Raw genomic sequence first — 22,321 nt, 5'->3', positions numbered from 1 at the left:
TCAGTAGGGTGGGTTCATGCCGAGGAACGAACCGTTCATCATCGACGGAGTCACTTACGAGCGCGATTCGGCTCCGGGAGAAGGCGGATCAGCCGTGGTGTGGAAGGCCCGCCGTAAGCCCGACGGTCAGGTGTTCGCAGTCAAACGGATTAAGAAGGACCGCGACGCGGACTCCGCTCGCAACAAGCGTTTCAAGCAGGAGATCGAGTACGGGCAGACATCGAGCCACCCGAACGTCGTGAGTATCCACGCGCGCTCAGAGGACGCAAACTTCTTCTACTACGTCATGGACTTCTACCCTATGACGCTGCGAAACGTGATCAACGACGAAACCGATGCTGACGTGCTTCTCAACTACGCGCGCCAGCTCTGCGATGCGCTCGCGTACGTGCACGGCGACGGCATAGTGCATCGCGACATCAAACCTGAGAATATCCTCGTCGACCCTAATGCGCGTCGGCTCGTCCTGGCCGACTTCGGCATTGCGCATTTCAAGGACTCCTCGCTCACGAATCGCGGGGACCTCTTGGTTAACCGGAACTACCTCGCTCCCGAGCAGATGGTGAGGAACAACGCCCTCGGTATCGGCAAGCCGGCGGATATCTTTGCGCTCGGCCTCGTCATAACCGAGATGTTCACGAAGCAGAACGCCCGAGGGCGACGACACGCGCTTGTGCGCGACCGCTACCCCTTCCTGGCCGACCTCGACCTGATCATTGAACAGATGCTGCTCCAAGATGAAGCGCAGCGGCTCCGCATCGACACCGTACGCGGCATGCTTCGGATAACCCTTCAGCGGCTCGACTCGGCAATCGAGGAGATCTCCGGTGATCTGCACCCCAACGAAGCGTCCGCCGACAGCTCGTCCGGGGAGGTCGAGCGGATCCTCGGCCGTGCCGCCAGAGACGTGCTGTCGGCGAAGCATGTCTTCGAGCGGGTCGCCGACGGAGAGCTCGACCGATTCAACCTCAACTATCACTGCGAGGTTGCGTACCGGGTGAGCACGGAGCTGTTCAATACATGTGCTCAAGCCGTTATATATGCCTCGTGCAAGGCGAAGTTCGACTATGAGGGCGCCGGGCGGTGGGACGAGAACGACGACGCTCTCGTGTTGTCGGCCGCCAAGCCGGGACTCCAACGCGAACTGGAGACGATTCTGGCCGATTTCCCCCTCCCTCAGTCTTCGCGCTGGGGCGGTCTGCCACGGCGGTCGGCTCACTTGTTCCGGTTCTGCAAGGACTACCACTGCGAAGAGCTGCTGACGAGCATCCGCGAATCTGTCTACGGTGAAGGCAATGGTTCGTTGCGGGCGAATCTGATCAGCGCCCCGATTCTCTGGATTACCCGCTGGATACGTACGAATCTGGAAACCGACTACCTGGAGTTCGACAAAACAGTTCGCGAGGAAATCGGTTTCGAGCGCCACCTCTCGGTGGTCTGGAACGAGACGCTTCCGTTGGATTCGGCCCGAGAAGCGGTGGGAGTGGATCTGTTGACCGAGCCGCTCAACGCCGACGACGTCGCCGGCACACTGCAGGCGCTTGAAGCGAAGTGGGATGTCTCCGTGGGAGAGCTCGTAGACGGTGGGTACTCGGTCATGTTCCGGTCACGCAACACGTACCGCTGCTTCCACGACGAGGCGCTCGACCTCGCAGAACCGGGCTCAGTATTCGAAGCCGACGTCCTCGATCTGCTCCGCCCTGAGGCGGAGTTCGACGACCTCGTCGCACTCACATGGGATCGGGATTTCGACGTGGCCATCACGCTCGGAAAGATCCTCGGCACCCCAACGCGCTAGTGTCCTGAGTCTGAAGTTCAAGGGCGGTCATAGGACGGGGTGGTGCCTGGCCCGAAGCCGTTGTCGCTGGAGTTGCCTGATCACGAACGCCAGGTGCTGCGTGGCTGGTTGCGTAAGCGGACGGCGTCCCAGGCGTTGGTGTTGCGGTCGAGGATCGTGCTGGCGTGTGCGGAGGGTTGGGCGAACGCGCAGGTCGCGCCTGCGCCGGGCGGGAGGACCGCACGGCGCTCGATCTGGGTGTCTCGCTGGAGCAGGTGCATAAGTGGCGGGCCCGAGTCTTGGCAAATCGGCTGGAGGGTGGCTCAACCTCGTCGAGCGCTGGTTCGCCGAACTGGCCTGCCGCAAACTCCGCCGCTCGGCCCAGCGCAGCGTCGCCGAACTCGAACGGGACATCCGCGGCTGGATCAACGAGTGGAACAAGAACCCCAAGCCGTTCGTCTGGGCGAAAACCGCCGACGACATCCTCGACACCCTCGCTGCATACTGCACACGAACTAACGACTCAGGACACTAGTGTCATGCGCCAGAAATGGCGAGGTTAAGTCTATAGCCTGTTGGCATGTCGCCTGGTCCTCGTGCCGTTGAAGTCCGCCTGTCCGATCAGGAACGCGCGGAGCTGACCCACTGGGCGAGCGGGGCGGTGGCACCGCGGTTCGCGGAGCGGGCTCGCATCGTGCTGGCGTGCGCGGGCGGGGCGCCGAATGCGAGGGTGGCGGTGGAGGTCGGTGTGACCGTCGCGACGGTGAGGAAATGGCGGGGGAAGTTCGCGGCTGCGCGGATGGCCGGGCTCGAGGATGCGGCTCGCATCGGTCGGCCGAAGGCCGATCTGGTGTTGAGCGAGGTCGAACGCACCCAGCTGGTCCAGTGGTCCCGGCGAGCGAAGACCGCCCAGTATTTGGCGCTTCGCGCGAAGATCGTGCTGCGGTGCGCGGAGGGCGGGACGAACAGGCAGGCCGCGGCCGATCTCGGTGTCGATACCTCGACGGTGGATCGCTGGCGGGCCCGTTTCGTCGCCGACCGCCTCGACGGTCTGGCTGACGAGCCCCGGCCGGGCCGGCCGCACTCGATTCTCCTGGACCAGGTCGAAGAGGTGATTGTGGCGACCCTGGAATCCACGCCCGGAGCGGACACGCACTGGTCCCGTGCCTCGATGGCTGCTCGGACCGGGCTGTCGAAGTCGACGATCGGCAGGATCTGGAAACGCTTCGACCTCAAGCCGCAACTGCAGGATGCCTTCAAGCTCTCCACCGACCCGCAGTTCGTGGACAAGGTCGTCGACGTGGTCGGCCTCTATCACAACCCACCCGAACGGGCCGTGGTGTTGTGCGTGGACGAGAAGAGCCAGATCCAGGCCCTGGACCGTTCCCAGCCAGTGCTGCCGATGATGCCCGGCATGCCCGAACGCCGTACCCACGACTACCTGCGGCACGGCCCCGGATCTCGTTCGTAAGCCGGACGACCTCAAGGTCTGGGGAGGCGGTGCGTGCGTCGACAGCGGCACGGACCTTTGCCTCGACCTCGTCTCCCTCGACATCCCACCCAGCCCGCTTCGCGTTGGTGATCAGCTTGAGGAGCTGGTCGTCGCTGTAGGCGTCAACGGCCTTTACCACGGCGCCGTCGACGGGCCAGGCCATCGCCACAGCGTGCGTCATCAGGTTCCGCATCACCGGTGCGACGACGAACCCGTTGCCGTTCTTGGCCGCCTCCGCCACCACGCGGGCGGAGTCCGAAATCAGCATCCACCAGCTCCACGCGACTGGTGCCACTGCCTCGTGTTCGCGGAGGAAGCCGATGCCGCCCACTCCGGAGGCCATCCTGTCGCGGGCGGCCAGCAACTGGTCGATGGCGTCGAGAGCACGCCGGGCCGTGGCCTCGTCATGCGCAAAATCGGGCACAGGGCCAATCTACGGCGCCGCAGCCCGAAACCGCCCCGCAATTTCCGAGTGGACTCGGATGGCGACAGTTGTCGTGCAAAGCGACATCTATCGTGCTCAGCCTCACCCGGAAACACCGCCGTCACACCACTTTTGCAAGCGCCTGCTTGCAAAAGTTAGCAAGAGTGAGGCAGCATCGAGGCATGGCTTCACTCAACGTCGGCAACCTCGGTGAGTTTCTGCGGGACCAGCGGCGCAACGCGCAGCTGTCACTCCGCCAGCTCGCCGATGCCGCGGGGGTGTCGAATCCGTATCTGAGCCAGATCGAGCGCGGCCTGCGCAAGCCGAGCGCCGAGATCCTCCAGCAGCTGGCCAAGGCGCTGCGGATCTCCGCCGAGACCCTCTATGTGCAGGCCGGGATCCTGGACGAGAAGGACCGGGACGGGCTCGAGGTGCAGAGCGCGATACTCACCGACCCGACGATCAATGAGCGGCAGAAGCAGGTGCTGCTGCAGATCTACGAGTCCTTCCGCAAGGAGAACGGGCTCGTGACGGACGACGAAGCCACCCGACCCTCGACCTGATAGCAGGAGGACCATCTCCATGGCCATCACCGACGACCTGCGCAAGACGCTCACCGACCCGACTCCCCTCTACGCCGCCGCCGGCACCGCGGACCTCGCGGCCGAGAAGCTCAAGGAGGTGCCGGCGCTGCTCGAGAAGTTCCGCGCCGAGGCCCCGGAGCGCATCGCGGCCGTCCGGTCCACCGACCCCAAGGCCGTGCAGGAGCGGGTGACCAAGCAGGCCAAGGAGGCCCAGGTCACCATCCAGGGCAAGGTCAACGAGGTGCTGGGCTCGCTCGACTCCGACCTGAAGAAGTTCGGCCAGAACGCGCAGGACTTCGCCCTCCAGGGCGTCGGCCGCGCCGCCGAGTACGCCGTCAAGGCCCGCGAGACCTACGACGAGCTCGCCGAGCGGGGCCAGCGCGCCGTGAAGACCTGGCGCGGGGACGCCGCCGAGGAGATCACCGAGATCGCGGTGGCCGTCGAGCCGGAGCCGGAGCGCAAGCCCGAGCCCACGGTCGGCGCGGTAGTGGCCTCCGAGAAGGCCAAGCCCGGCCCGGCCAAGAAGCCCGCGGCCCGCAAGCCCGCCGCGGCGAAGAAGCCCCAGTAACCCCCTGGGACGACGGACGAGCCGGGCACGCACTGCGTGCCCGGCTCGTTGTCCGGGTACGGTGACGGCGAGGGTCACGACTCGAGGTGGAGGACAGCGTGCTGGTACAGGGCTTTCATGACCTACTGAGCTGGCTCTACCTGGCCATCCTGCTCTTCACCGTGTTCGCCTTCGGTGACGCGGCCTTCCGCCGCGAGGACGCCTTCCGCGCCGCGGACAAGCAGACCAAGCCTTTCTGGCTGATCATTCTCGGCCTCGCCGTCGTGGTGAACCTGATCCCGGCGGGCCTGTTCTTCCTGGTGATCATCGGCCTGATCGCGGCCATCGTCTACATGGTCGACGTCCGCCCGGCGGTCCGCCGGGTCACCGGCCCCCGCAAGGGCCGCCGCGGCAGCAGCTCGGACGGCCCGTACGGCCCCTACAACGGCGGCCGCTGACCCCAAAAGCACCCGACGCCCGCGGGCCGAGCACACATGTGCTCGGCCCGCGGGCGTTTCGGCGGCCGAACAGGCATCCCCGACGCAGCGACTCCCCCTCCAACGACGGAGCGGGGTGGATGCCACACGGGCGAGGTGATCACCGACGCAGGGGACCCTGAGGGCGAGGCGGACAAAGAGGGGCGGCGCCACCGGCCCGGTGGCCCGAACGCAAAGGGGAGGGGCCACCGGGCCGGGTGAACGCCAGGCGGCCCGCCACGACGGACCGAGTGGTCGGACAGAAGGGCCCGGAGCCGCACGGCGGGGTGAACGCGGCAGCCCGCCACAACGGCCCGGTGGTCCGGACGCAAGAGGGTGGGGCCGCAGGGCGGCTAGGTGGACGCAAGGGGGTGGGGGCGCAGGGGTGGGGGCGCAGGGGTGGGGGTTCCGGAAACTTCCGTGTATTTGTGGGCCCCCAGGGCCCGTAAATATCCGTAAATATACGTTCCGGAACCCCCAGCCCGGAGCCCCCACCCCCGAAACCGAAAACCACCCGCACCCAACAAAACCCCAGGTCACCCCGGAAGCAGGTCACCCCGGAACCGGCTCAGCCGGAACCCCGCTCCCCCGAAACCCCCCACCGCCGCAGCGCCCTCAGCAAAGCCCCCGGTCCAGCAACAACACCGCCACGTCATCCGTCAGCTCGCCCCCATTGAGCGACCGAGCCTCCGTCACCGCAGCATCCAGCAGCTCCTCGCCGCGCAGCCCCTCCGCGAGCTGCCGCCGGACCATCTCGGCCATGCCGTCCTGGCCCAGCCGCTGCGTGCCCTGGCCGATCCGGCCCTCGATCAGGCCGTCGGTGTACATCATCAGGCTCCACGCCCCGCCCAGCTCCACCTGGCGGCGCGGCCAGCGCGCCCGCGGCAGCAGCCCCAGCGCGGGGCCCCCGTCCTCGAACGGCATCAGCCGCGGCGCCCGCCCGGCGCGGGCGAGCAGCGGCGCGGGGTGACCGGCCAGGCACAGCCCGGCGCGGCGGCCGTCCGGCGCGATGTCCACGGTGCACAGCGTCGCGAAGATCTCCTCGTCCGCGCGCTCGTTCTCCAGGACCTTCTGCAGCGTGCCGAGCAGCTCGTCGCCGCAGAGCCCGGCGAAGGTCAGGGCACGCCAGGCGATGCGGAGCTCCACCCCGAGCGCGGCTTCGTCCGGGCCGTGGCCGCAGACGTCGCCGATCATGGCGTGCACGGTGCCGTCGGGGGTGCGGACGGTGTCGTAGAAGTCGCCGCCGAGCAGCGCCCGGCTGCGGCCGGGCCGGTACAGGGAGGCGAACCGCAGGTCGGAGCCGTCCAGCAGCGGCTTGGGCAGCAGTCCGCGCTCCAGCCGGGAGTTCTCCTGGCCCCGCAGCCGCGACTCGGTGAGCTGCCGCTGCGCGACATCGGCGCGCTTGCGCTCGACGGCGTAGCGGATGGCCCGGTTCAGCAGCCGCCCGTCCAGTTCGTCGCGGAAGAGGTAGTCCTGGGCGCCGACCCGTACCGCCTCGGCGCCGCGCTCGGCGTCGGCCATGCCGGTCAGCGCGAGCACGGCGGTGGTGGGGGCGAGCCGCAGGACGTGGCGCAGGGTGTCCAGCTCGTCACCCGCCTCCCTGCCGGGGACGGCGAGGGCGAGGTCGAGCAGGATGCAGTTGACGTCGTCGGTGAGCAGCCGCTCCGCCTCGGTGAGGTTCCGCGCGGTGCGGATGCGGACGCGTTTGCCCTCGGTGTCCAGCATCTCGGGGATGGTGAGCGGGACGGCCGGGTGGTCCTCGATGACGAGCAGCGTCAGACCGGCGCCGTTCGCCCCTTCGGAGGACGATGCGGTCGCGGCGGGGGGCGCCTGCTCCCGGAGCGCGGTGCCGCCTGCGGGCACGGCGCCGTCCACGGGGCCTGGCTGGTGCGGCACGGGCGCGGCCGGCCGCCCGGCCTCGGAGCGGGCCGAGAGGTCAGCCGGAGCACCGGCCGCAACGAGGGCTTCCCTCTGCTGCGGTACGGGTACGGGCATTGCTCTGCTTCCTTCCCTCCCCCCGAGGGTGCGGCGGCCGCCGGTCGGTCACGCTGCGGGCCCGGTGCGCGCCGTGTCTGGTCAAGGGATTTCAGGGCGGCGCCGAGCACTGACAGGCGACCATAGCGCTAGCCGACGGCGGAGCGGAATGCCGTATCGCAAACGTCCAGCGTCATATGCCCCTCCGGAATGGGCTTTTGACCGGAAGCGAGACAATAGGGGAATGACGAACATCACGCTGATCATGGGCGACATCACCGAGCAGGCGGTGGACGCGGTGGTGAACGCCGCGAATTCGTCGCTCCTCGGCGGCGGCGGTGTGGACGGCGCGATTCACCGCCGCGGCGGGCCCGAGATCCTGGCGGAGTGCCGGGCGTTGCGCGCGTCACAGTACGGCCGGGGGCTCCCGGCGGGACAGGCCGTGGCGACCACGGCGGGAGCGCTGCCGGCCCGCTGGGTGGTGCACACGGTGGGGCCCGTCTGGTCGGGCACCGAGGACCGTTCGGCGACCCTCGCCTCCTGTTACCGCGAGTCGCTGCGGGTCGCCGACGGGCTCGGGGCCCGGACGGTCGCCTTCCCCGCCGTCTCGACGGGCGTCTACCGCTGGCCGCTCGCGGACGCGGCACGCATCGCGCTCTCCACGGTCCGCGACACCCCCACCGACTCGGTGACCGAAGCCCGCTTCGTGCTCTTCGGGCAGGACGCCCACGACGTCTTCGCCGAGGCCCTGAGCGCCCTGGAATCCGGTCACTGATCCGTCGTCATGCACACCTGACGGACCGCCACCGCACTTCCAGGAACACCGTCTCCAAAAAAGCAAGACCACCGACTTCAGGAAACAGGACCACCGACGCCGGGAAACAGGGCCACCGCCTTCAGGGCGGCAACCGCGGACAGGAGCCACGGGCGTGACCACCCGCGGCCTCTACTTGTCGGGCCGGACCACGCCCAGGATCTCCATGGACCCGGCCCCGGCGAGCGTCACCTGACGCCCCGGCCGCGGCGCGTGCACGATCGTGCCGTCACCGACGTACATCCCCACATGGGACGCGTCCCGGTGGTAGATGATCAAGTCGCCGGGGCGCATGTCCTCGATGTCCACCCGCGGCAGCTGCCGCCACTGCTCCTGCGAGGTCCGCGGGATGCCCCGGCCCGCGGCGAGCCAGGCCTGTGAGGTGAGCCCCGAGCAGTCGTACGTCCGCGGGCCCTCCGCTCCCCACTCGTAGTCCTTGCCTATCTGGCGGGTCGCGTACGCGATCGCCTTCTGCCCCTGCTTCGAGGCCTCGCCGCCCGCGTCGTCCAGGACGCCGGAGCCGATCCACTTCGCCTGCGCCTTGCGGGCGGCCTCCCGCTCCAGCTCGCGCAGCCGTTCCAGCTCCTCGTCCCGGAGCTGGGACTCCAGTTCCTTGGCCTCCGCGAGCCGCGCCTTGACCTTCTTCTTCGCGTCCGCCTTGCGCTTCCGGTTCTGCTCGAGCTTCTTCCACTGCTCGTTCGCGGACTTCGCGTACCGGTCGAGGTCCCGCTGGGTCGCCGACAGCGAGGTGATCAGTCCCTTGGTCGCCTGCTGGCTCTTGCGGACGGTGCCGGCGTCCCGGAAGAACTCCTCCGGGTCGCTCCGCAGGAGCAGCTGTGCCTCGGCGGGCAGGCTGCCGCCCCGGTACTGGGCCCGCGCCAGGGCCCCGGCCTGGGCCTTGAGCCGGTCCATCCGCTTCTGCGCGTCGACGACCGCCCTGGCGATCCGCACGATCTCCTTGGACTGCTTCCGGGACTCGCCGCGGGCCTGGTTGTACGCCTCGGTGGCGGCCTCCGCCTTGCGGTAGAGCCGGTTCACCTCCTTGGCGACCTCCTCCAGGCGCTTGTCGCTCCGGGGAGCCGGGTCGGCCGGGTCCGCGTGGGCGACGCCCGGTACCACGAGTGACACGATCCCGCACACCACCGCGGTCGCGGTGACGACCGCCCCACGAGCCCCCGCACGCGCTCCCATCGAACCGTCCCCCAGCCGCGTCACCCGCCACCGCCCTTTCGTCGCTCAGCAGTTGCTGCTTTCGACAACCCGTTTCCCCCGCGCGGATGGTGCCACGCCTCTCCGCAAACCGACAGAGGTGCGGAAGGCCCGAAAGGTTCCGGCCAATGGTTCAAGTTTTGATGTCCGTCGGCGCGCCGCACCGGCCCGGTCCCCGGGGCGGTGCCGGGGGACGGCCGCCGGATGTTCACCCGGACACGGCCCGTGCGCAACCCGGGAACCGTCCGGGCCGGACGCCGCCCCCGGCGCTCCGGGCCCCCGCGGACCGCTCCCGGCCCGTCGGCACGGGGCTGCGCGGGTCACAGCGCGCGCCGGAGGCGGATCTGGATAAAACTGAACCTGTACGGCGCCCGGGCTACCGCTCGTCACCCCGTGTCACCCGTCCGGCCCCGACCCCCGGTCGCCGCACCGACGGATGAGGTTCACCTCGCGTTCACTCGGCCCCGTCGGCCGATTCATCTGCTCTCCCTAATTTCAGCCGTACCGGTGAGCACTGTGCCGCCGGGTGGATGCAGAACCCCAACCTCTGCTTCGCCGTCCACCGGCGGGCCTCAGGAAGGAACACTCCAAGGTGAAGCTTCAGCGTAGGAACAGCCGCGGACTGCGGGCCCTGACCGTCGGCGCGGTCGCGGTCTCGGGTGCACTCGTCCTCACCTCCTGCGGGTCGGACGACAACTCGCAGAACGGCGGCGTCGACAAGCAGGCCGCGAGCAACATCAAGTGCGGCGGCAAGGGCCAGCTCCTCTCCTCCGGCTCCACGGCGCAGAAGAACGCCATGGACGCCTGGGTGCAGACCTACGCCACGGCCTGCAAGGACCTGCAGATCAACTACAAGGACATCGGCTCCGGCGGCGGCATCACCGAGTTCCTCCAGGGCTCGACCGCCTTCGCCGGCTCCGACTCCGCGCTCAAGCCGGAGGAGGTCGCCCAGTCCAAGAAGGTCTGCAAGAACGGCCAGGGCATCAACCTGCCGATGGTCGGCGGCCCGATCGCCATCGGCGCCAACGTCCCGGGCGTGGACGACCTCGTCCTCGACGGCCCCACCATCGCCAAGATCTTCGACTCGAAGATCAAGAAGTGGAACGACCCGGCGATCAAGAAGCTGAACCCGGACGCGAAGCTGCCGTCGCTGGAGATCCAGGCCTTCCACCGCTCGGACGAGTCCGGCACCACCCAGAACCTCGGCAAGTACCTGGCCAAGGCCGCCCCGCAGGACTGGAAGTACGAGCCGGAGAAGTCCTGGCCCGCGAAGGGCGGCCAGTCCGCCAGCGGCTCCTCCGGTGTCGCCTCCCAGGTCAAGCAGACCGAGGGCGCCATCGGCTACTTCGAGCAGTCCTACGCCACCTCGCAGAAGATCAGCACGGTGAAGGTGGACACCGGCGCCGCGAAGCCCGTCGAGTCCACCCCGGAGAACGCCTCCAAGGCCATCGCCGCGGCCAAGGTCGTCGGCAAGGGCAAGGACCTCGCCCTGGACCTCGACTACACGACCAAGGCGGAGGGCGCGTACCCGATCATCCTGGTCACCTACGAGATCGCGTGCGACAAGGGCAACAAGGCCGCGACCCTCGACGCGGTGAAGTCCTTCCTCACCTACACCGCCAGCGAGGACGGCCAGAAGATCCTCCCGGAGAAGGGCTACGCCCCGCTGCCGGCCGAGATCGCGACCAAGGTCCGGGAGACCGTGCCGACCCTCTCCTGACCCAACGGCCGGCTCCGCCCGTCACCAGCGGGCGGGGCCGGCCGGACCGGGTCACCCCACATCCGGTGCACCGCCGCCAGGGGTCATCCCCCAACCAGACCGGAGCCATCCATGGACATATCACCCAACGCGACCGCCCCACCGCCACAGCCCGCGTCCCTGCCCCAGGGCAAGGCCTCCCGCCCCGGTGACCGGATCTTCCTCGGTCTCTCCCGTGGCTCCGGGATCCTGCTGCTGGTCATCATGGCGGCCATCGCGGGCTTCCTGACGTACCGCGCCTGCCTGGCGATCGCGAAGGACGAGGCGAACTTCCTCACCGCCTTCGAGTGGAACCCGGCGGGGAGCCCGCCGGAGTTCGGCATCGCGATCCTGGCCTACGGCACGGTCGTGAGCTCGATCATCGCCATGGTGATCGCCGTTCCCGTCGCGGTCGGCATCGCGCTGTTCGTCTCGCATTACGCGCCGCGCAAGCTCGCCGCGCCCCTGGCGTACGTCATCGACCTGCTCGCCGCGGTGCCCAGCATCATCTACGGCCTCTGGGGCGCCCTGGTGCTGGTGCCCTACCTCGGCGGCCTCAACAGCTGGCTCAACGACTACCTGGGCTGGACCTACATCTTCGACAAGGACGGCACCGGGCCCGCCCGCTCGCTGTTCACCGTCGGCATCCTGCTGGCCGTCATGATCCTCCCGGTGATCACCAACGTCACCCGTGAGGTCTTCCTCCAGGTGCCGCGGATGCACGAGGAGGCCGCCCTGGCCCTCGGCGCCACGCGCTGGGAGGTCATCCGCATGTCGGTGCTGCCGTTCGGGCGCTCCGGCATCATCAGCGCCTCGATGCTCGGCCTCGGCCGCGCGCTCGGCGAGACGATGGCCGTGGCCACCGTGCTCTCCCCGAGCTTCCTCTTCTCCGGCCATCTGCTGGATCCCGGAGGCGGCACGTTCGCCCAGAACATCGCCGCGAAGTTCAACGAGGCGGACGACTTCGGCCGGGACGCGCTGATCGCCTCCGGCCTGGTGCTCTTCGCCATCACGCTGCTGGTCAACGGCGCGGCCCGGATGATCATCGCCCGCCGCAAGGAGTACTCGGGGGCCAACGCATGAGCAACGCGACCACGACCTCCCGCCCCGTCACGGACGCCCCCGTGCCGGACACGCTGTCCACCGCCCGGCTGCCCCGGTGGGCCCCGGCCGGCATCGCCGTCCTCTCGGTGGCCCTCGGCTGCGGCGTCGGTCTGGCGGCCGGCTGGCACAGCAAGGTCCAGTGGGGCCTGATCTCCGCGCTCCTCTTCGTCCTCGCCAGCTACACGGTCACCGCGAAGGTGGAGGGCCGCCGCCAGGCCAAGGACCGGGTGGCCACCAGCCTGATCTGGGTCTCCTTCGTCCTGGCGATCGTGCCCCTGGTGTCGCTGGCCTGGACCACCGTGGTCCGCGGCATGGAGGCGCTGGACGGCGCCTTCCTGAGCCACTCCATGGCGGGCCTGGCCAACACCGACGCGGGCGGCGGCATCTACCACGCCCTCATCGGCACCCTCGAGCAGGTGGGCATCGCGACCCTGATCGCCGCCCCCATCGGCCTGCTCACCGCGATCTACCTGGTGGAGTACGGGAAGGGCCGGCTGGCCCGGGCCGTCACCTTCTTCGTGGACGTCATGACCGGTATCCCGTCGATCGTCGCGGGCCTGTTCATCCTGTCCACCTGGGTCCTCACCTTCGACATGGGCTTCTCCGGCTTCGCCGGCGCGCTGGCCCTGTCGATCCTGATGATGCCGGTCGTGGTGCGCTCCACCGAGGAGATGCTCAAGCTCGTCCCGAACGAGCTGCGCGAGGCGTCCCTCGCCCTCGGCGTGCCGAAGTGGCGCACCATCCTCAAGGTGGTGCTCCCGACCGCGATCGGCGGCATCACCACCGGTGTGATGCTCGCCGTCGCCCGGATCGCCGGTGAGACCGCGCCCGTCCTGCTGCTGGTGTTCGGGAACGCGTTCATCAACAACGACCCGTTCACCGGAGCGCAGTCCTCGCTCCCGCTGTTCGTCTACGAGCAGTACAAGGTCGGCACGGACGCCTCCTTCGACCGCGCCTGGGCGGCAGCGCTCGTCCTCATCGCGTTCGTCATGATCCTCAATCTGGTCGCCCGCGGCGTCGCCCGCTGGAAGGCCCCGAAGACCGGCCGCTGAGGCCACGGCAAGGAAGTGATTCACATGGCCAAGCGCATCGACGTCAGCGGCCTCACCGCCTTCTACGGCAGCCACAAGGCCATCGAGGACATCTCGATGACCGTGGAACCCCGCTCCGTGACGGCCTTCATCGGCCCGTCCGGCTGCGGCAAGTCCACCTTCCTCCGCACCCTCAACCGGATGCACGAGGTCACCCCCGGCGGCCGCGTCGAGGGCAAGGTGATGCTGGACGACGAGAACCTCTACGGCGCCGGTGTCGACCCGGTCGCGGTGCGCCGCACCGTGGGCATGGTCTTCCAGCGCCCGAACCCGTTCCCGACCATGTCGATCTACGACAACGTCGCCGCGGGCCTGCGCCTCAACGGCTCGTACAAGAAGCGCGAGCTCGACGAGGTCGTGGAGCGCTCGCTCAAGGGCGCCAACCTCTGGAACGAGGTCAAGGACCGGCTGAACAAGCCCGGCTCCGGCCTCTCCGGCGGCCAGCAGCAGCGGCTCTGCATCGCCCGCGCCATCGCGGTCGAGCCGCAGGTCCTGCTGATGGACGAGCCCTGCTCCGCCCTGGACCCGATCTCGACCCTCGCCATCGAGGACCTGATCGGGGAGCTCAAGGAGCAGTTCACGATCGTCATCGTGACGCACAACATGCAGCAGGCGGCGCGGGTCTCGGACCGCACGGCCTTCTTCAACCTGGCCGCCGTCGGGCAGCCGGGCAAGCTGGTCGAGATCGACGAGACCGAGCGGATCTTCTCCAACCCGTCCGTGCAGGCCACGGAGGACTACATCTCCGGCCGCTTCGGCTGACGGCTCGGAGAACCGAGCGTCCTGCGGTGCTGCATGGCGGTGCCACCGCACGGCGAAGGGCCCGCCCCTGGCTCCCGGGGGCGGGCCCGTTCTCTGTTCGTGTTCGGGGGCGCCTCTGTTCTGGGGCTTCTCTGTCGGGCGCCTTCTCTGTCGGGTCTGTCCGGACGGGCGGCCCGCGGCACGCTCTGTCCGGAGGGGCGGCCCCCGACGTGCGGTCCGCCCGGAGCCCCGCCCCGGAGCCCCGGCCCGAGGGCGGGGTGACCGGCGGCGGGGTGACCGATGCCGGCGTGAACCAGGCCGGGGTGACCCAGGCCGGGGTGACCCAGGCCGCGATCACGGGAACCGGAGCAACCGAAGCCGGAGCACCGCCCGGACCGAGCGAACCGGCCGGACCGAGCGAACCGGCCGAGGGATCGGGACCGAGGCCGAAAACGACCGAGGCCGAAGCCTCCGGCCCGACGAGGGCAGAGGGCTTCGGCCTCGGTCCGAGGGCCGGAGTGCCTAGCCGAAGGCCAGGTTCACGATCCAGTAGCTCAGCGCGGCCACCAGTGCCGCGGCGGGCATCGTGATGAACCAGCCGGCCACGATGTTCTTGGCGACGCCCCAGCGGACCGCGTTGACCCGCTTCGTCGCGCCCACGCCCATGATCGCGGACGTGATGACGTGGGTGGTCGAGATCGGCGCGTGGAACATGAACGACGCGGTGTACATCACCGAGGCCGCGGTCGTCTCGGCGGCGAAGCCCTGCGGCGGGTCGAGCTCGATGATCCGCCGGCCCAGGGTCCGCATGATGCGCCAGCCGCCCGCGTAGGTGCCCAGCGACAGCATCGCGGCACAGGCGATCTTGACCCAGACCGGGATCGGGTCGCCCTGCCCCTGGACGTCCGCGATGGTCAGCGCCATCACGACGATGCCCATCGTCTTCTGGGCGTCCTGGAGGCCGTGCCCGAGCGCCATGCCCGCCGCGGAGACGGTCTGGGCTATGCGGAAGCCCCGCTTGGCCCGGTGCGGGTTGGCCTTCCGGAACATCCAGAGGATGACGACCATCACCAGATAGCCGAGGACCAGCCCCACCACCGGGGACAGGAACATCGGGAGGACGATCTTCTCCACGACACCGGTCCAGATGACCTCGGTGCCTCCGGCGAGCGCCGCACCGACCATGCCGCCGAACAGCGCGTGGCTGGACGACGACGGCAGCCCGAAGTACCAGGTGATCAGGTTCCAGGCGATCGCCCCGACCAGCGCGGCGAACAGGATCCCCATCCCCGACCGGCCGGTCGGCGTGGCGATCAGCCCCTCACTGACGGTCTTGGCGACCCCGCTGCCCAGGAAGGCGCCGGCGAGGTTCATCACCGCCGCCATGGCGAGCGCGGCCCGCGGGGTCAGCGCCCGCGTCGAGACGGACGTCGCGATGGCGTTCGCGGAGTCGTGGAAGCCATTGGTGTACGTGAAGAACAGCGCGACCCCGATGGTCACGACGAGAGCGAAGGTGTCCACCTCGGGTCAGGACTCCTTGACCGCGATGGTCTCGACGGTGTTGGCCACGTGCTCGAAGGCGTCGGCCGCCTCTTCCAGCACATCCACGATCTGCTTGAGCTTGAGCACCTCGATGGCCTCGTACTTGCCGTTGAAGAGCTGTGCGAGCAGCTTGCGGTGGATCTGGTCGGCCTGGTTCTCGAGGCGGTTGACCTCGATCCAGTACTCGGTGAGGTTCTCCATCGTCCGCAGGTGCGGCATGGCCTCGGCGGTGAGCTCCGCCGCGCGCGCCAGCACCTCGATCTGCTGCTCGACGCCCTTCGGCAGCTCCTCGACCTGGTACAGCACGACCAGGTCGACGGCCTCCTCCATGAAGTCCATGATGTCGTCGAGCGACGAGGCCAGCTTGTAGATGTCCTCGCGGTCGAACGGCGTGATGAAGGAGGAGTTCAGCTGGTGGAAGATCGCGTGAGTCGCGTCATCACCCGCGTGCTCCGCCGCCCGCATCCGGTCGGCGATCTCGGCCCGGGCGGCGGGATCGGCCCCGAGCAGTTCCATCAGGAGCTTCGAGCCCGTGACGATGTTGTCCGCGGAAGCGGCGAACATGTCGTAGAAGCTCGTCTCCCTGGGGGTCAGACGAAAGCGCACGTGGGGTCCTCGGGGTGCATCGGATTCGGTCAGGGTGATGCTAGGCGCATCATCCGGCCACGGCTAACCGGCGTTCCCTCAGTGTGGCCCATCGCTCGCGGAGCCCGTCAGGGCCCCCCGGGCACTATCGCCCCATTCGGTAACATATACCCACCAGGGGTATACGCCACGGCCCAGGACAACGCAGCGGACAACGGGAGGACCCCATGACGACCACCGAGCCCGCCGCCTGCCACACCCCGGACGCCGAGCCCGCCGGGGGCACCGGCCCGCACGGCTACAGCCCGCGCAAGGACCAGCACCTCAAGCGGCTGCGGCGAATCGAGGGCCAGGTCCGCGGGCTGCAGCGGATGGTCGAGCAGGACGTCTACTGCATCGACATACTCACCCAGGTATCGGCGGGCACCAAGGCCCTCCAGTCCTTCGCCCTCCAGCTGCTGGAGGAGCACCTGCGGCACTGCGTGGCCAGCGCCGCGGTGGAGAGCGCCGCCCGCGGAGAGGGCGAGGAGGGCGGCGAGGAGATCGACGCCAAGGTGACGGAAGCCACAGCGGCCATCGCCCGGCTCCTGCGCACCTGATGGCTCTGTGTGCGGGGCCGGACGGCTCTGCGTACCGGACCCGATGGCTGTGCGTACCGGAGCTGTCGGCTCTGTGTACCGGCCGGACGGCTCCGCACGCCGGACCGGACGGCTCTGTGCACCGGACCCGATGGCTCCGCGGACCGGACCGGACGGCTGCGCGGACCGGACCGGACGGCGGTGCGTGCGCACCGGCGGCTGCCGAGGAGCGGTGATCCCGGCCGGGCGCCATCAGGCGGCCGGCCACCGCCCTCCCCCGACGGACGCCGCCGCCTCGGGGCACTCCACCGCCCCACGGAGCACCTCGTCGATGCGGTCCGGGCTGAGCCGCTCCTCGTCGGCGGTGGACGCCGCGATCATCAACTCGCCGCAGAGCTCGATCTCGGCGAGGGCCACGACATCCTGCACCGTCGAACCACGGGACACGGACACGTGCGTCACCTCCTCCTCGCGAGCTTCGCGTGCGCCGTCCGTCCGTGGGCAGCACGCACCGCCCAGCGTAGGGACCCCGGCACAGCACGCGCATGGCACGGACGGACCATTTCCACGGGCCCGATCGGCCCCCTGCCCCTGTGGCGCCCCATGACACCCGCCCCTTCCCCCGTGCGCCTGCTTCCCGGCGCCGCCTCGTCCCCGACAGGCTGACCTGCTACGCCTCCGGCACCGCGATCTTCCCTGCGTAGATATCACGCTCGGCCGGGAGTTCGATCGTCGCTCCGGAGCCGAATCCGTAGAGCACGGTCGTCGAGACGACCTCCGTACCGGCGCTTCCGCCGCCGCCGGAGAAGGTGAAGCGGTGCCGCACCTTCCGCAGCCGCCCCTGCTCGTCCAGGAAGACGTCGAACGGCACCCGCCGCTCGGAGAAGCCCCGCGCGGCGGCCCGCAGCGCTCCCCGCGCGGCCGGGGACGCCGCCGCGGCGGCCCGCGCGATGTCGGCCGTCCCCCGGTAGTGCAGGACCGGTACGCCACCCTCCCCGGCCCGCTCCTCGCCGACGAAGGTCACCTCACGCGCCCCGCGCAGCAGCTCGGCGGCCGACAGCGGATCGGTCGCCCCGCCGGTGACCAGATTCCCGTCGGCGAGGCCGGTGGTGTCGACCCGCACCCATTTGTCCGGCGGCACCCCGGCGCCGCGGTCCTTCATGTACAGCGCGCCCGGTGCCAGCAGTTCGGTGACCGGCCGGTGCTCCGCGCCGCCCGCGGCGTCCTGCGGCAGCACGACCCGGAGCCGCCCGAGCCGGCGGCCGTAGTCGAACGCCCCGTACCCGCGGATGGTGACCCGGGTGCCGCCGGTGGCCGTCTCCATGGAGGTGCGCACCCGGGAACTGCCGGACCGGGCGAGGACGTCGGCGGCCCGCCGCACCGCGGCGGCACCGGCCGCCTGGCCGGACCCCCGGTCGTCGGCGGCCGCGCCCATCCCGGAACAGCCCGTCGACACCAGCCCCAGCCCCACCAGCAAGCCGCTCGCGGCGGCGACGGCACCGCCCCGCCCTCTGTGCCGCTGCACCACCATCGCCGCGTACCCCCGGAAAAGACGCCCAGCCGGAAATGAGCCGGTCCAAAGCTCGCTTCGGTTAACGACGGTGCCGGGCCCCTCGTCACGGCCGGTACGGTGGGTCGGTGCACCGGACAGCCCGCAACGACAACACCGCGCGCGACGAGCGGCACGACACCCGCACCGTCGAGCGGGGCTCCTTCAGCATCGCCCGCTGCTCCTGCGGCTGGTCGGGCCCGGCGCGCCGCGCCCGGGCACTGGCCCGCGAGGACGCCGCGGGCCACACCGCCCCCTGAGAGTCCCTGAGACCGACTCCCGACGGGATCCGTTCGCGACAAAGGGGACACACCGGACGTCTTCTGAAGGCGTGCCGGAGCGCCGCTCCGCCGATGACGGATGCACAGCCGCCCGGAATGCCCTTCAGCACCCTTTCTATCGCTGATGTCCGCCCTCCGGTCCCGCCTCCGCCCCGCGCCCGTCGGTGCTGCCGCCCGACAGCACCGCGCCCCGGCGCCGTCCGAGGAGTCGGACGGTGCCAGGGCGCGGGGTGGACCGCCGGGGGCTGCGCGACGGGCCCGCACGCCCGCCTCGCTCCGGCCCGGTCAGGTCCGGTCGAACCCGGTCAGGCCCGGGGGAAGCGGCCCTTGGTGATCGGCCACTCCCGGTGGAAGATCGGGATGGTGATGCGCCGCTCGAACAGCGGCGTGCCGAAGACGGCCAGCCGGGCGAAGAGCGCGCCGTCGAGCCCCACACCCCCGTACAGGGCCCAGCTGCCGCGGGCCGAGCGGGGCGTGACGGTGCCCTCGGCCTCGCCTCGCAGGTACGGCGTGAAGGTGGCGGAGATGCCGACCGAGTCGTAGAGGCCGATGGCGGCCTCCGCCGCGATGGCGGCGCGGACCTCGCCCTTGCCCGTGAGCTTCGCGGAGACCGGGGTCGGCGTGCCGTCGGCGCGGACGTCCGGCTTCCAGCCGTCGCCCTTGACGTACTGCGCCCCGATGGTCACCGCGCCCTTGACGTCCTGGCTCATCCGCAGGCTGACCTCGCCGGAGGCGTTGACCTCGTAGTACAGGGTGAGGCCGACGTTCACGACGACGGGCACCGGGCCGACCATGATGACCGGACTGGCGGCGAGCTTGGCGAACGGGACGCGGAGCGGGCCGGTCTTGGCGCTGAGCTCGCCCTTGAGCCGCCAGCCCGCCTTGTAACCGCCCTTGAGCTCGACGGAGGCCTTGGCCGGAATGATGTCGGTGGCGCTGTTGCGGCTGTAGGAGAAGGCCACCTCGGGGCTCAGCTCGACGAAGCCGCCCAGCTCGACCTCGGGCTTCGCGGCGCCGGGCACCTCCGGGAGCGGCAGCGGGGTGTCCATCCCCAGACGCAGGGTGCCGAACCGGTGACGGTACTCCTTGCCGGCCGGCGCCTTCGCGGTGCCGCCGGGCTGCGGCGTGGCGCTGCCCTGCGCGGCGTCCGGACCGGGGGCGGCGGAGGGGCCGCTGCCGCTCGGCGTGCCGGCGGGGCTCGCCGGGGCGGACGGCGCGGCGCTGCCGCCCGTACCGCCGCCGGCCGTACCGCCACCGGCCGCCACACCCGGGCGGCGCTTGACGTCCAGGCCCTTGACGAGCGGCTCGACCTTCCAGGCGGCCGGGTCGACGGGGACGGCCCCCTGCGCCTGCGCGTTGCCGAACAGCTCGGTGAGGTTGGCCGGAGCGGTGGCCACCTCGGTCCGCTCGCCGTCGCTGGAGCGCACCTCGGTGACCTTGACCAGGGCGCCCTTGGGCAGCTCACGGGTGGCCGGGCTCGCGATCACGTCACCGGTGCGCACCTTCGGGGCGCGGCCCCGGGAGCCGCTCAGCACGGCGCGGCGCTTGCCGGCGTCGTAGGAGGAGAGCCGGACACCGCTGCCGGTGACGTTCCGGGTGGTGCCGGTGGTCCGGGTGACCTGGGCCGAGTCGCCGTCACCGGGACCGGCGGGCGCGACGGGCAGGGTGGGCGAGGGGTCCGTGGACGCCTCGGCCCGGACGGCGGACCGGCCGGAGCCGCCGGCCGCCGAGCCGGTTCCGCCGGACTGCGGCGGGGCACTGCTGCAGCCCGTGGCCAGCAGCGCGGATACGCATATCGCGGACAACACCGCGGGGCGCGAAACCCTGTTCAATTCTGGAGTTCCCCTCGGGGGTGGGGTGGGCGAAGGCCCGAAGACTGGTCGAACGGATGTTACTGATCAGTCCGGGCAGGGTGGGACTTTCCGTAACTGCCTGAATTTCGAACTACTTTGAAACCCCGTGATCACCTGCGGAAACACCGGTGGACCGGTCCGCTCTGTGACGCAGATCGCTCGGCCGCCGAACGGAACCCCGGCCCCCGGAACACCGTCTGGCAGGGCATCAACGCTCCACGGGAAGGGTCGATTCGGGATGGACAGGCGCACGCTGCTGGCAGCAGGCACCGGAGCCGCGGCAACCGCCGCCTGGCTCGCGACCGCGGAGACCGGCCAGGCGGCCGTGAGCACCACACGGGCGGCGGTGGGCCGGTCCCTGGCCGGCGTCGGACTGGCGTCGGCGGGGCGCGGACCGGCCGACGCCGACTGGGCCGCCCTCGACCGCGGCCTCGGCGGCGGCCTGATACGCCCGGGCGAGGCCAACTGGTCGACCGCCCGCCAGCTCTACAACACCCGCTTCGACACCCTCCGTCCGGCCGCGGTCGCCTACATAGCGAACAACGCCGACGTGGCCGAGTGCCTGGCCTTCGCCCGCCGCCACAAGGTGCCGGTCTCCATACGCAACGGCGGCCACTCCTACGCCGGCTACTCCAGCGGCAACGGCCGGCTCGTCATCGACGTCTCGAAGCTGGGCCGGATCACCTCCGGCAGCACCGCCACCATCGGCGCCGGCGCCAAGCTCATCGACGTCTACAACCGCCTCGGCGCGCACGGCCGCACGGTGCCCGGCGGCTCCTGCCCCACCGTCGGCATCACCGGGCTCACCCTCGGCGGCGGCCACGGCGTCGTCTCCCGCGCTTACGGCCTCACCTGCGACAGCCTCGTCGGCGCCACCCTCGTCACCGCCGACGGCCGCACCCTGCGGTGCGACAAGGACGAGCACTCCGACCTCTTCTGGGCCCTGCGCGGCGCGGGCAACGGCAACTTCGGCGTCGTCACCGAGCTCCGTTTCCGCACCCACAAGACCCCGGACGCCGCCGGCGCCTACCTCAGCTGGCCGTGGTCCAAGGCGGCCAAGGTCATCCGCGCCTGGCAGGAGTGGGGCCCGGGCCAGCCGGACGAGATCTGGTCCGCGGCCCACCTCAGCGCCGCCGCGGGCGGCACGCCGCGCATCACCGTCTCGGCGTTCTCCATCGGTTCGTACAGCGGGCTCAAGAACGCCGTCGACCGGCTCATCGACCGGGTGGGCGCCCCGGCCACCACGGCGTCCGTGCGCCGCCGGGCGTACCGGGACGCGATGAACATGTACGCCGGCTGCGCGGACTACAGCAACGAGCAGTGCCATCTGCCGGGCGCCACCCCGGGCCGCCGCGCCGGCGGCAAGCTCGCCCGCGAGACCTACACCGCCCGCTCGGACTTCTACGACCGCTCGCTCAGCGCCGCGGGCATCCGGGTCCTGATCGACCGGACCGAACGCTTCAGCCGGTCCGGCGGCCGCGGCGCCGGCAGCATCCAGCTCACCGCCCTCGGCGGGGCGATCAACCGTGTCCCGACGGGCGCCACATCGTTCGTGCACCGCGACTCCCGGGTGCTCGCGCAGTACCTGACCTCGTACCCGGCGAACAGCAGCGGCTCCACCCAGACCGCCTGGCTGGACGACCTGCACGGGGCGATGCGGCGGCACTCCTCGGGCGCGGCGTACCAGAACTACACCGACGCCAGGCTCGGGGACTGGCGCCGGGCCTACTACGGCACAGCCGCGGACCGGCTGACGCGGCTGAAGAAGAAGTACGACCCTGAGCGCCTCTTCGACTTCCCGCAGGCGCTCTGACGCTTGGGGCCACGGCTCCCCGGGGTTCGTCTGCAGTTCCCGAATCATGCACCCCCATGGAGGCTGCTCCGTCCCTGTCGGCGCCTGGGGTCGGATTGGCCCGGATGGCCTTCTCCGGCTCTCCGCTGCCGTGACGTCTCTCGACGGTG

At 70.3% G+C, this 22,321-nt stretch carries 20 protein-coding genes and 2 pseudogenes; 14 read left to right on the top strand and 8 right to left on the bottom strand.

What is annotated here, in order from left to right; all coding sequences use genetic code 11:
• The first annotated feature begins 16 nt into the window (after positions 1 to 16).
• Positions 17 to 1,798, top strand: coding sequence for a serine/threonine-protein kinase (locus tag ABT112_RS30640; protein WP_351515046.1), 1,782 nt, complete (start codon positions 17 to 19; stop codon positions 1,796 to 1,798).
• An 80-nt stretch (positions 1,799 to 1,878) separates the two neighbouring features.
• Here the strand turns inward: ABT112_RS30640 and ABT112_RS30635 are convergent, their stop codons facing one another.
• Positions 1,879 to 2,058, bottom strand: a complete 180-nt coding sequence (locus ABT112_RS30635) for a hypothetical protein (RefSeq protein ID WP_351515045.1) — start codon at positions 2,056 to 2,058, stop codon at positions 1,879 to 1,881.
• A 26-nt stretch (positions 2,059 to 2,084) separates the two neighbouring features.
• On the opposite strand from ABT112_RS30635, the pseudogene ABT112_RS30630 reads away from it, so the two are divergent.
• The 5 genes and pseudogenes from ABT112_RS30630 to ABT112_RS30610 form a co-directional block, all read left to right on the top strand.
• Positions 2,085 to 2,312 (top strand): annotated as a pseudogene (locus ABT112_RS30630) (IS630 family transposase); the annotation flags it as partial.
• Positions 2,313 to 2,357: 45 nt separating this feature from the next.
• Positions 2,358 to 3,230, top strand: a pseudogene (locus ABT112_RS30625) (IS630 family transposase); the annotation flags it as partial.
• A 645-nt stretch (positions 3,231 to 3,875) separates the two neighbouring features.
• Entirely contained in the window at positions 3,876 to 4,256 is a 381-nt protein-coding gene (locus ABT112_RS30620; RefSeq protein ID WP_351515044.1) for a helix-turn-helix domain-containing protein, read from the top strand.
• 19 nt (positions 4,257 to 4,275) lie between these two features.
• Complete coding sequence (locus ABT112_RS30615; protein ID WP_351515043.1) at positions 4,276 to 4,845, top strand: hypothetical protein; 570 nt, start codon at positions 4,276 to 4,278, stop codon at positions 4,843 to 4,845.
• 98 nt (positions 4,846 to 4,943) lie between these two features.
• Complete coding sequence (locus ABT112_RS30610) at positions 4,944 to 5,282, top strand: DUF2516 family protein (RefSeq protein WP_351515042.1); 339 nt, start codon at positions 4,944 to 4,946, stop codon at positions 5,280 to 5,282.
• A 633-nt stretch (positions 5,283 to 5,915) separates the two neighbouring features.
• Here the strand turns inward: ABT112_RS30610 and ABT112_RS30605 are convergent.
• On the bottom strand, positions 5,916 to 7,295 hold the full coding sequence (locus tag ABT112_RS30605) for a PP2C family protein-serine/threonine phosphatase (RefSeq protein ID WP_351515041.1): 1,380 nt from the start codon (positions 7,293 to 7,295) through the stop codon (positions 5,916 to 5,918).
• 223 nt (positions 7,296 to 7,518) lie between these two features.
• Between ABT112_RS30605 and ABT112_RS30600 the strand changes: the two genes are divergently transcribed.
• Positions 7,519 to 8,049 carry an O-acetyl-ADP-ribose deacetylase gene (locus tag ABT112_RS30600; RefSeq protein WP_351515040.1) on the top strand — a complete coding sequence of 177 codons (531 nt, stop codon included), beginning with the start codon at positions 7,519 to 7,521 and terminating at the stop codon, positions 8,047 to 8,049.
• Positions 8,050 to 8,220: 171 nt separating this feature from the next.
• Here ABT112_RS30600 and ABT112_RS30595 read toward each other — a convergent pair whose 3' ends face one another.
• Positions 8,221 to 9,279: a C40 family peptidase gene (locus tag ABT112_RS30595; protein WP_351515039.1), complete on the bottom strand. Its 1,059-nt coding sequence runs from the start codon at positions 9,277 to 9,279 to the stop codon at positions 8,221 to 8,223.
• A 610-nt stretch (positions 9,280 to 9,889) separates the two neighbouring features.
• On the opposite strand from ABT112_RS30595, the gene pstS reads away from it, so the two are divergent.
• From pstS to pstB, 4 genes are all read left to right on the top strand, one after another.
• On the top strand, positions 9,890 to 11,017 hold the full coding sequence (gene pstS, locus ABT112_RS30590; protein WP_351515038.1) for a phosphate ABC transporter substrate-binding protein PstS: 1,128 nt from the start codon (positions 9,890 to 9,892) through the stop codon (positions 11,015 to 11,017).
• Positions 11,018 to 11,128: 111 nt separating this feature from the next.
• The gene (gene pstC, locus ABT112_RS30585; RefSeq protein WP_351515037.1) at positions 11,129 to 12,118 is read left to right on the top strand and encodes a phosphate ABC transporter permease subunit PstC; all 990 of its coding nucleotides are present in this window, start codon (positions 11,129 to 11,131) and stop codon (positions 12,116 to 12,118) included.
• Positions 12,115 to 13,191, top strand: coding sequence for a phosphate ABC transporter permease PstA (pstA, locus tag ABT112_RS30580; protein ID WP_351515036.1), 1,077 nt, complete (start codon positions 12,115 to 12,117; stop codon positions 13,189 to 13,191). Before pstC ends, pstA begins: the two co-directional genes overlap by 4 nt.
• Before the next feature lie 24 nt (positions 13,192 to 13,215).
• Positions 13,216 to 13,992 (top strand): phosphate ABC transporter ATP-binding protein PstB, encoded by a 777-nt coding sequence (gene pstB / locus ABT112_RS30575; RefSeq protein ID WP_351515035.1) that lies wholly within the window; start codon positions 13,216 to 13,218, stop codon positions 13,990 to 13,992.
• A 501-nt stretch (positions 13,993 to 14,493) separates the two neighbouring features.
• On the opposite strand, the gene ABT112_RS30570 is transcribed toward pstB, so the two are convergent.
• Positions 14,494 to 15,492, bottom strand: a complete 999-nt coding sequence (locus ABT112_RS30570; RefSeq protein ID WP_351515034.1) for an inorganic phosphate transporter — start codon at positions 15,490 to 15,492, stop codon at positions 14,494 to 14,496.
• Between the two features lie 6 nt (positions 15,493 to 15,498).
• A complete protein-coding gene (locus tag ABT112_RS30565) occupies positions 15,499 to 16,119 on the bottom strand; it encodes a DUF47 domain-containing protein (RefSeq protein ID WP_351515033.1) in 621 nt (206 codons plus the stop codon).
• A gap of 206 nt (positions 16,120 to 16,325) precedes the next feature.
• On the opposite strand from ABT112_RS30565, the gene ABT112_RS30560 reads away from it, so the two are divergent.
• The gene (locus tag ABT112_RS30560; protein WP_351515032.1) at positions 16,326 to 16,697 is read left to right on the top strand and encodes a metal-sensitive transcriptional regulator; all 372 of its coding nucleotides are present in this window, start codon (positions 16,326 to 16,328) and stop codon (positions 16,695 to 16,697) included.
• Between the two features lie 231 nt (positions 16,698 to 16,928).
• On the opposite strand, the gene ABT112_RS30555 is transcribed toward ABT112_RS30560, so the two are convergent.
• Together ABT112_RS30555 and ABT112_RS30550 are read right to left on the bottom strand one after the other, a co-directional pair.
• A complete protein-coding gene (locus ABT112_RS30555; RefSeq protein WP_502975494.1) occupies positions 16,929 to 17,138 on the bottom strand; it encodes a hypothetical protein in 210 nt (69 codons plus the stop codon).
• 208 nt (positions 17,139 to 17,346) lie between these two features.
• The gene (locus tag ABT112_RS30550; RefSeq protein WP_351515031.1) at positions 17,347 to 18,207 is read right to left on the bottom strand and encodes an SCO4651 family lipoprotein; all 861 of its coding nucleotides are present in this window, start codon (positions 18,205 to 18,207) and stop codon (positions 17,347 to 17,349) included.
• Positions 18,208 to 18,314: 107 nt separating this feature from the next.
• On the opposite strand from ABT112_RS30550, the gene ABT112_RS30545 reads away from it, so the two are divergent.
• On the top strand, positions 18,315 to 18,485 hold the full coding sequence (locus tag ABT112_RS30545; protein WP_351515030.1) for a hypothetical protein: 171 nt from the start codon (positions 18,315 to 18,317) through the stop codon (positions 18,483 to 18,485).
• Positions 18,486 to 18,811: 326 nt separating this feature from the next.
• Here ABT112_RS30545 and ABT112_RS30540 read toward each other — a convergent pair whose 3' ends face one another.
• The gene (locus ABT112_RS30540; protein WP_351515029.1) at positions 18,812 to 20,314 is read right to left on the bottom strand and encodes a hypothetical protein; all 1,503 of its coding nucleotides are present in this window, start codon (positions 20,312 to 20,314) and stop codon (positions 18,812 to 18,814) included.
• A gap of 283 nt (positions 20,315 to 20,597) precedes the next feature.
• Between ABT112_RS30540 and ABT112_RS30535 the strand changes: the two genes are divergently transcribed.
• Positions 20,598 to 22,172 (top strand): FAD-binding oxidoreductase, encoded by a 1,575-nt coding sequence (locus ABT112_RS30535; protein WP_351515028.1) that lies wholly within the window; start codon positions 20,598 to 20,600, stop codon positions 22,170 to 22,172.
• Positions 22,173 to 22,321 lie beyond the last annotated feature (149 nt).

The organism is Streptomyces sp. NPDC002055, assembly GCF_040296705.1.
In the GTDB taxonomy this organism is placed as follows: domain Bacteria; phylum Actinomycetota; class Actinomycetes; order Streptomycetales; family Streptomycetaceae; genus Streptomyces.
This window is presented reverse-complemented; position numbering and strand designations above follow the sequence as displayed.

What these genes read in the sequence shown, in the direction of transcription:
- ABT112_RS30550 (WP_351515031.1), bottom strand. Translation starts at nt 18,207, where the DNA reads ATGGTGGTGCAGCGGCACAGAGGGCGGGGCGGTGCCGTCGCCGCCGCG.
- ABT112_RS30535 (WP_351515028.1), top strand. Translation starts at nt 20,598, where the DNA reads ATGGACAGGCGCACGCTGCTGGCAGCAGGCACCGGAGCCGCGGCAACC.
- pstC (WP_351515037.1), top strand. Translation starts at nt 11,129, where the DNA reads ATGGACATATCACCCAACGCGACCGCCCCACCGCCACAGCCCGCGTCC.
- pstB (WP_351515035.1), top strand. Translation starts at nt 13,216, where the DNA reads ATGGCCAAGCGCATCGACGTCAGCGGCCTCACCGCCTTCTACGGCAGC.
- pstA (WP_351515036.1), top strand. Translation starts at nt 12,115, where the DNA reads ATGAGCAACGCGACCACGACCTCCCGCCCCGTCACGGACGCCCCCGTG.
- ABT112_RS30635 (WP_351515045.1), bottom strand. Translation starts at nt 2,058, where the DNA reads ATGCACCTGCTCCAGCGAGACACCCAGATCGAGCGCCGTGCGGTCCTC.
- ABT112_RS30560 (WP_351515032.1), top strand. Translation starts at nt 16,326, where the DNA reads ATGACGACCACCGAGCCCGCCGCCTGCCACACCCCGGACGCCGAGCCC.
- ABT112_RS30595 (WP_351515039.1), bottom strand. Translation starts at nt 9,279, where the DNA reads ATGGGAGCGCGTGCGGGGGCTCGTGGGGCGGTCGTCACCGCGACCGCG.
- ABT112_RS30640 (WP_351515046.1), top strand. Translation starts at nt 17, where the DNA reads ATGCCGAGGAACGAACCGTTCATCATCGACGGAGTCACTTACGAGCGC.
- ABT112_RS30600 (WP_351515040.1), top strand. Translation starts at nt 7,519, where the DNA reads ATGACGAACATCACGCTGATCATGGGCGACATCACCGAGCAGGCGGTG.
- ABT112_RS30615 (WP_351515043.1), top strand. Translation starts at nt 4,276, where the DNA reads ATGGCCATCACCGACGACCTGCGCAAGACGCTCACCGACCCGACTCCC.
- ABT112_RS30620 (WP_351515044.1), top strand. Translation starts at nt 3,876, where the DNA reads ATGGCTTCACTCAACGTCGGCAACCTCGGTGAGTTTCTGCGGGACCAG.
- ABT112_RS30605 (WP_351515041.1), bottom strand. Translation starts at nt 7,295, where the DNA reads ATGCCCGTACCCGTACCGCAGCAGAGGGAAGCCCTCGTTGCGGCCGGT.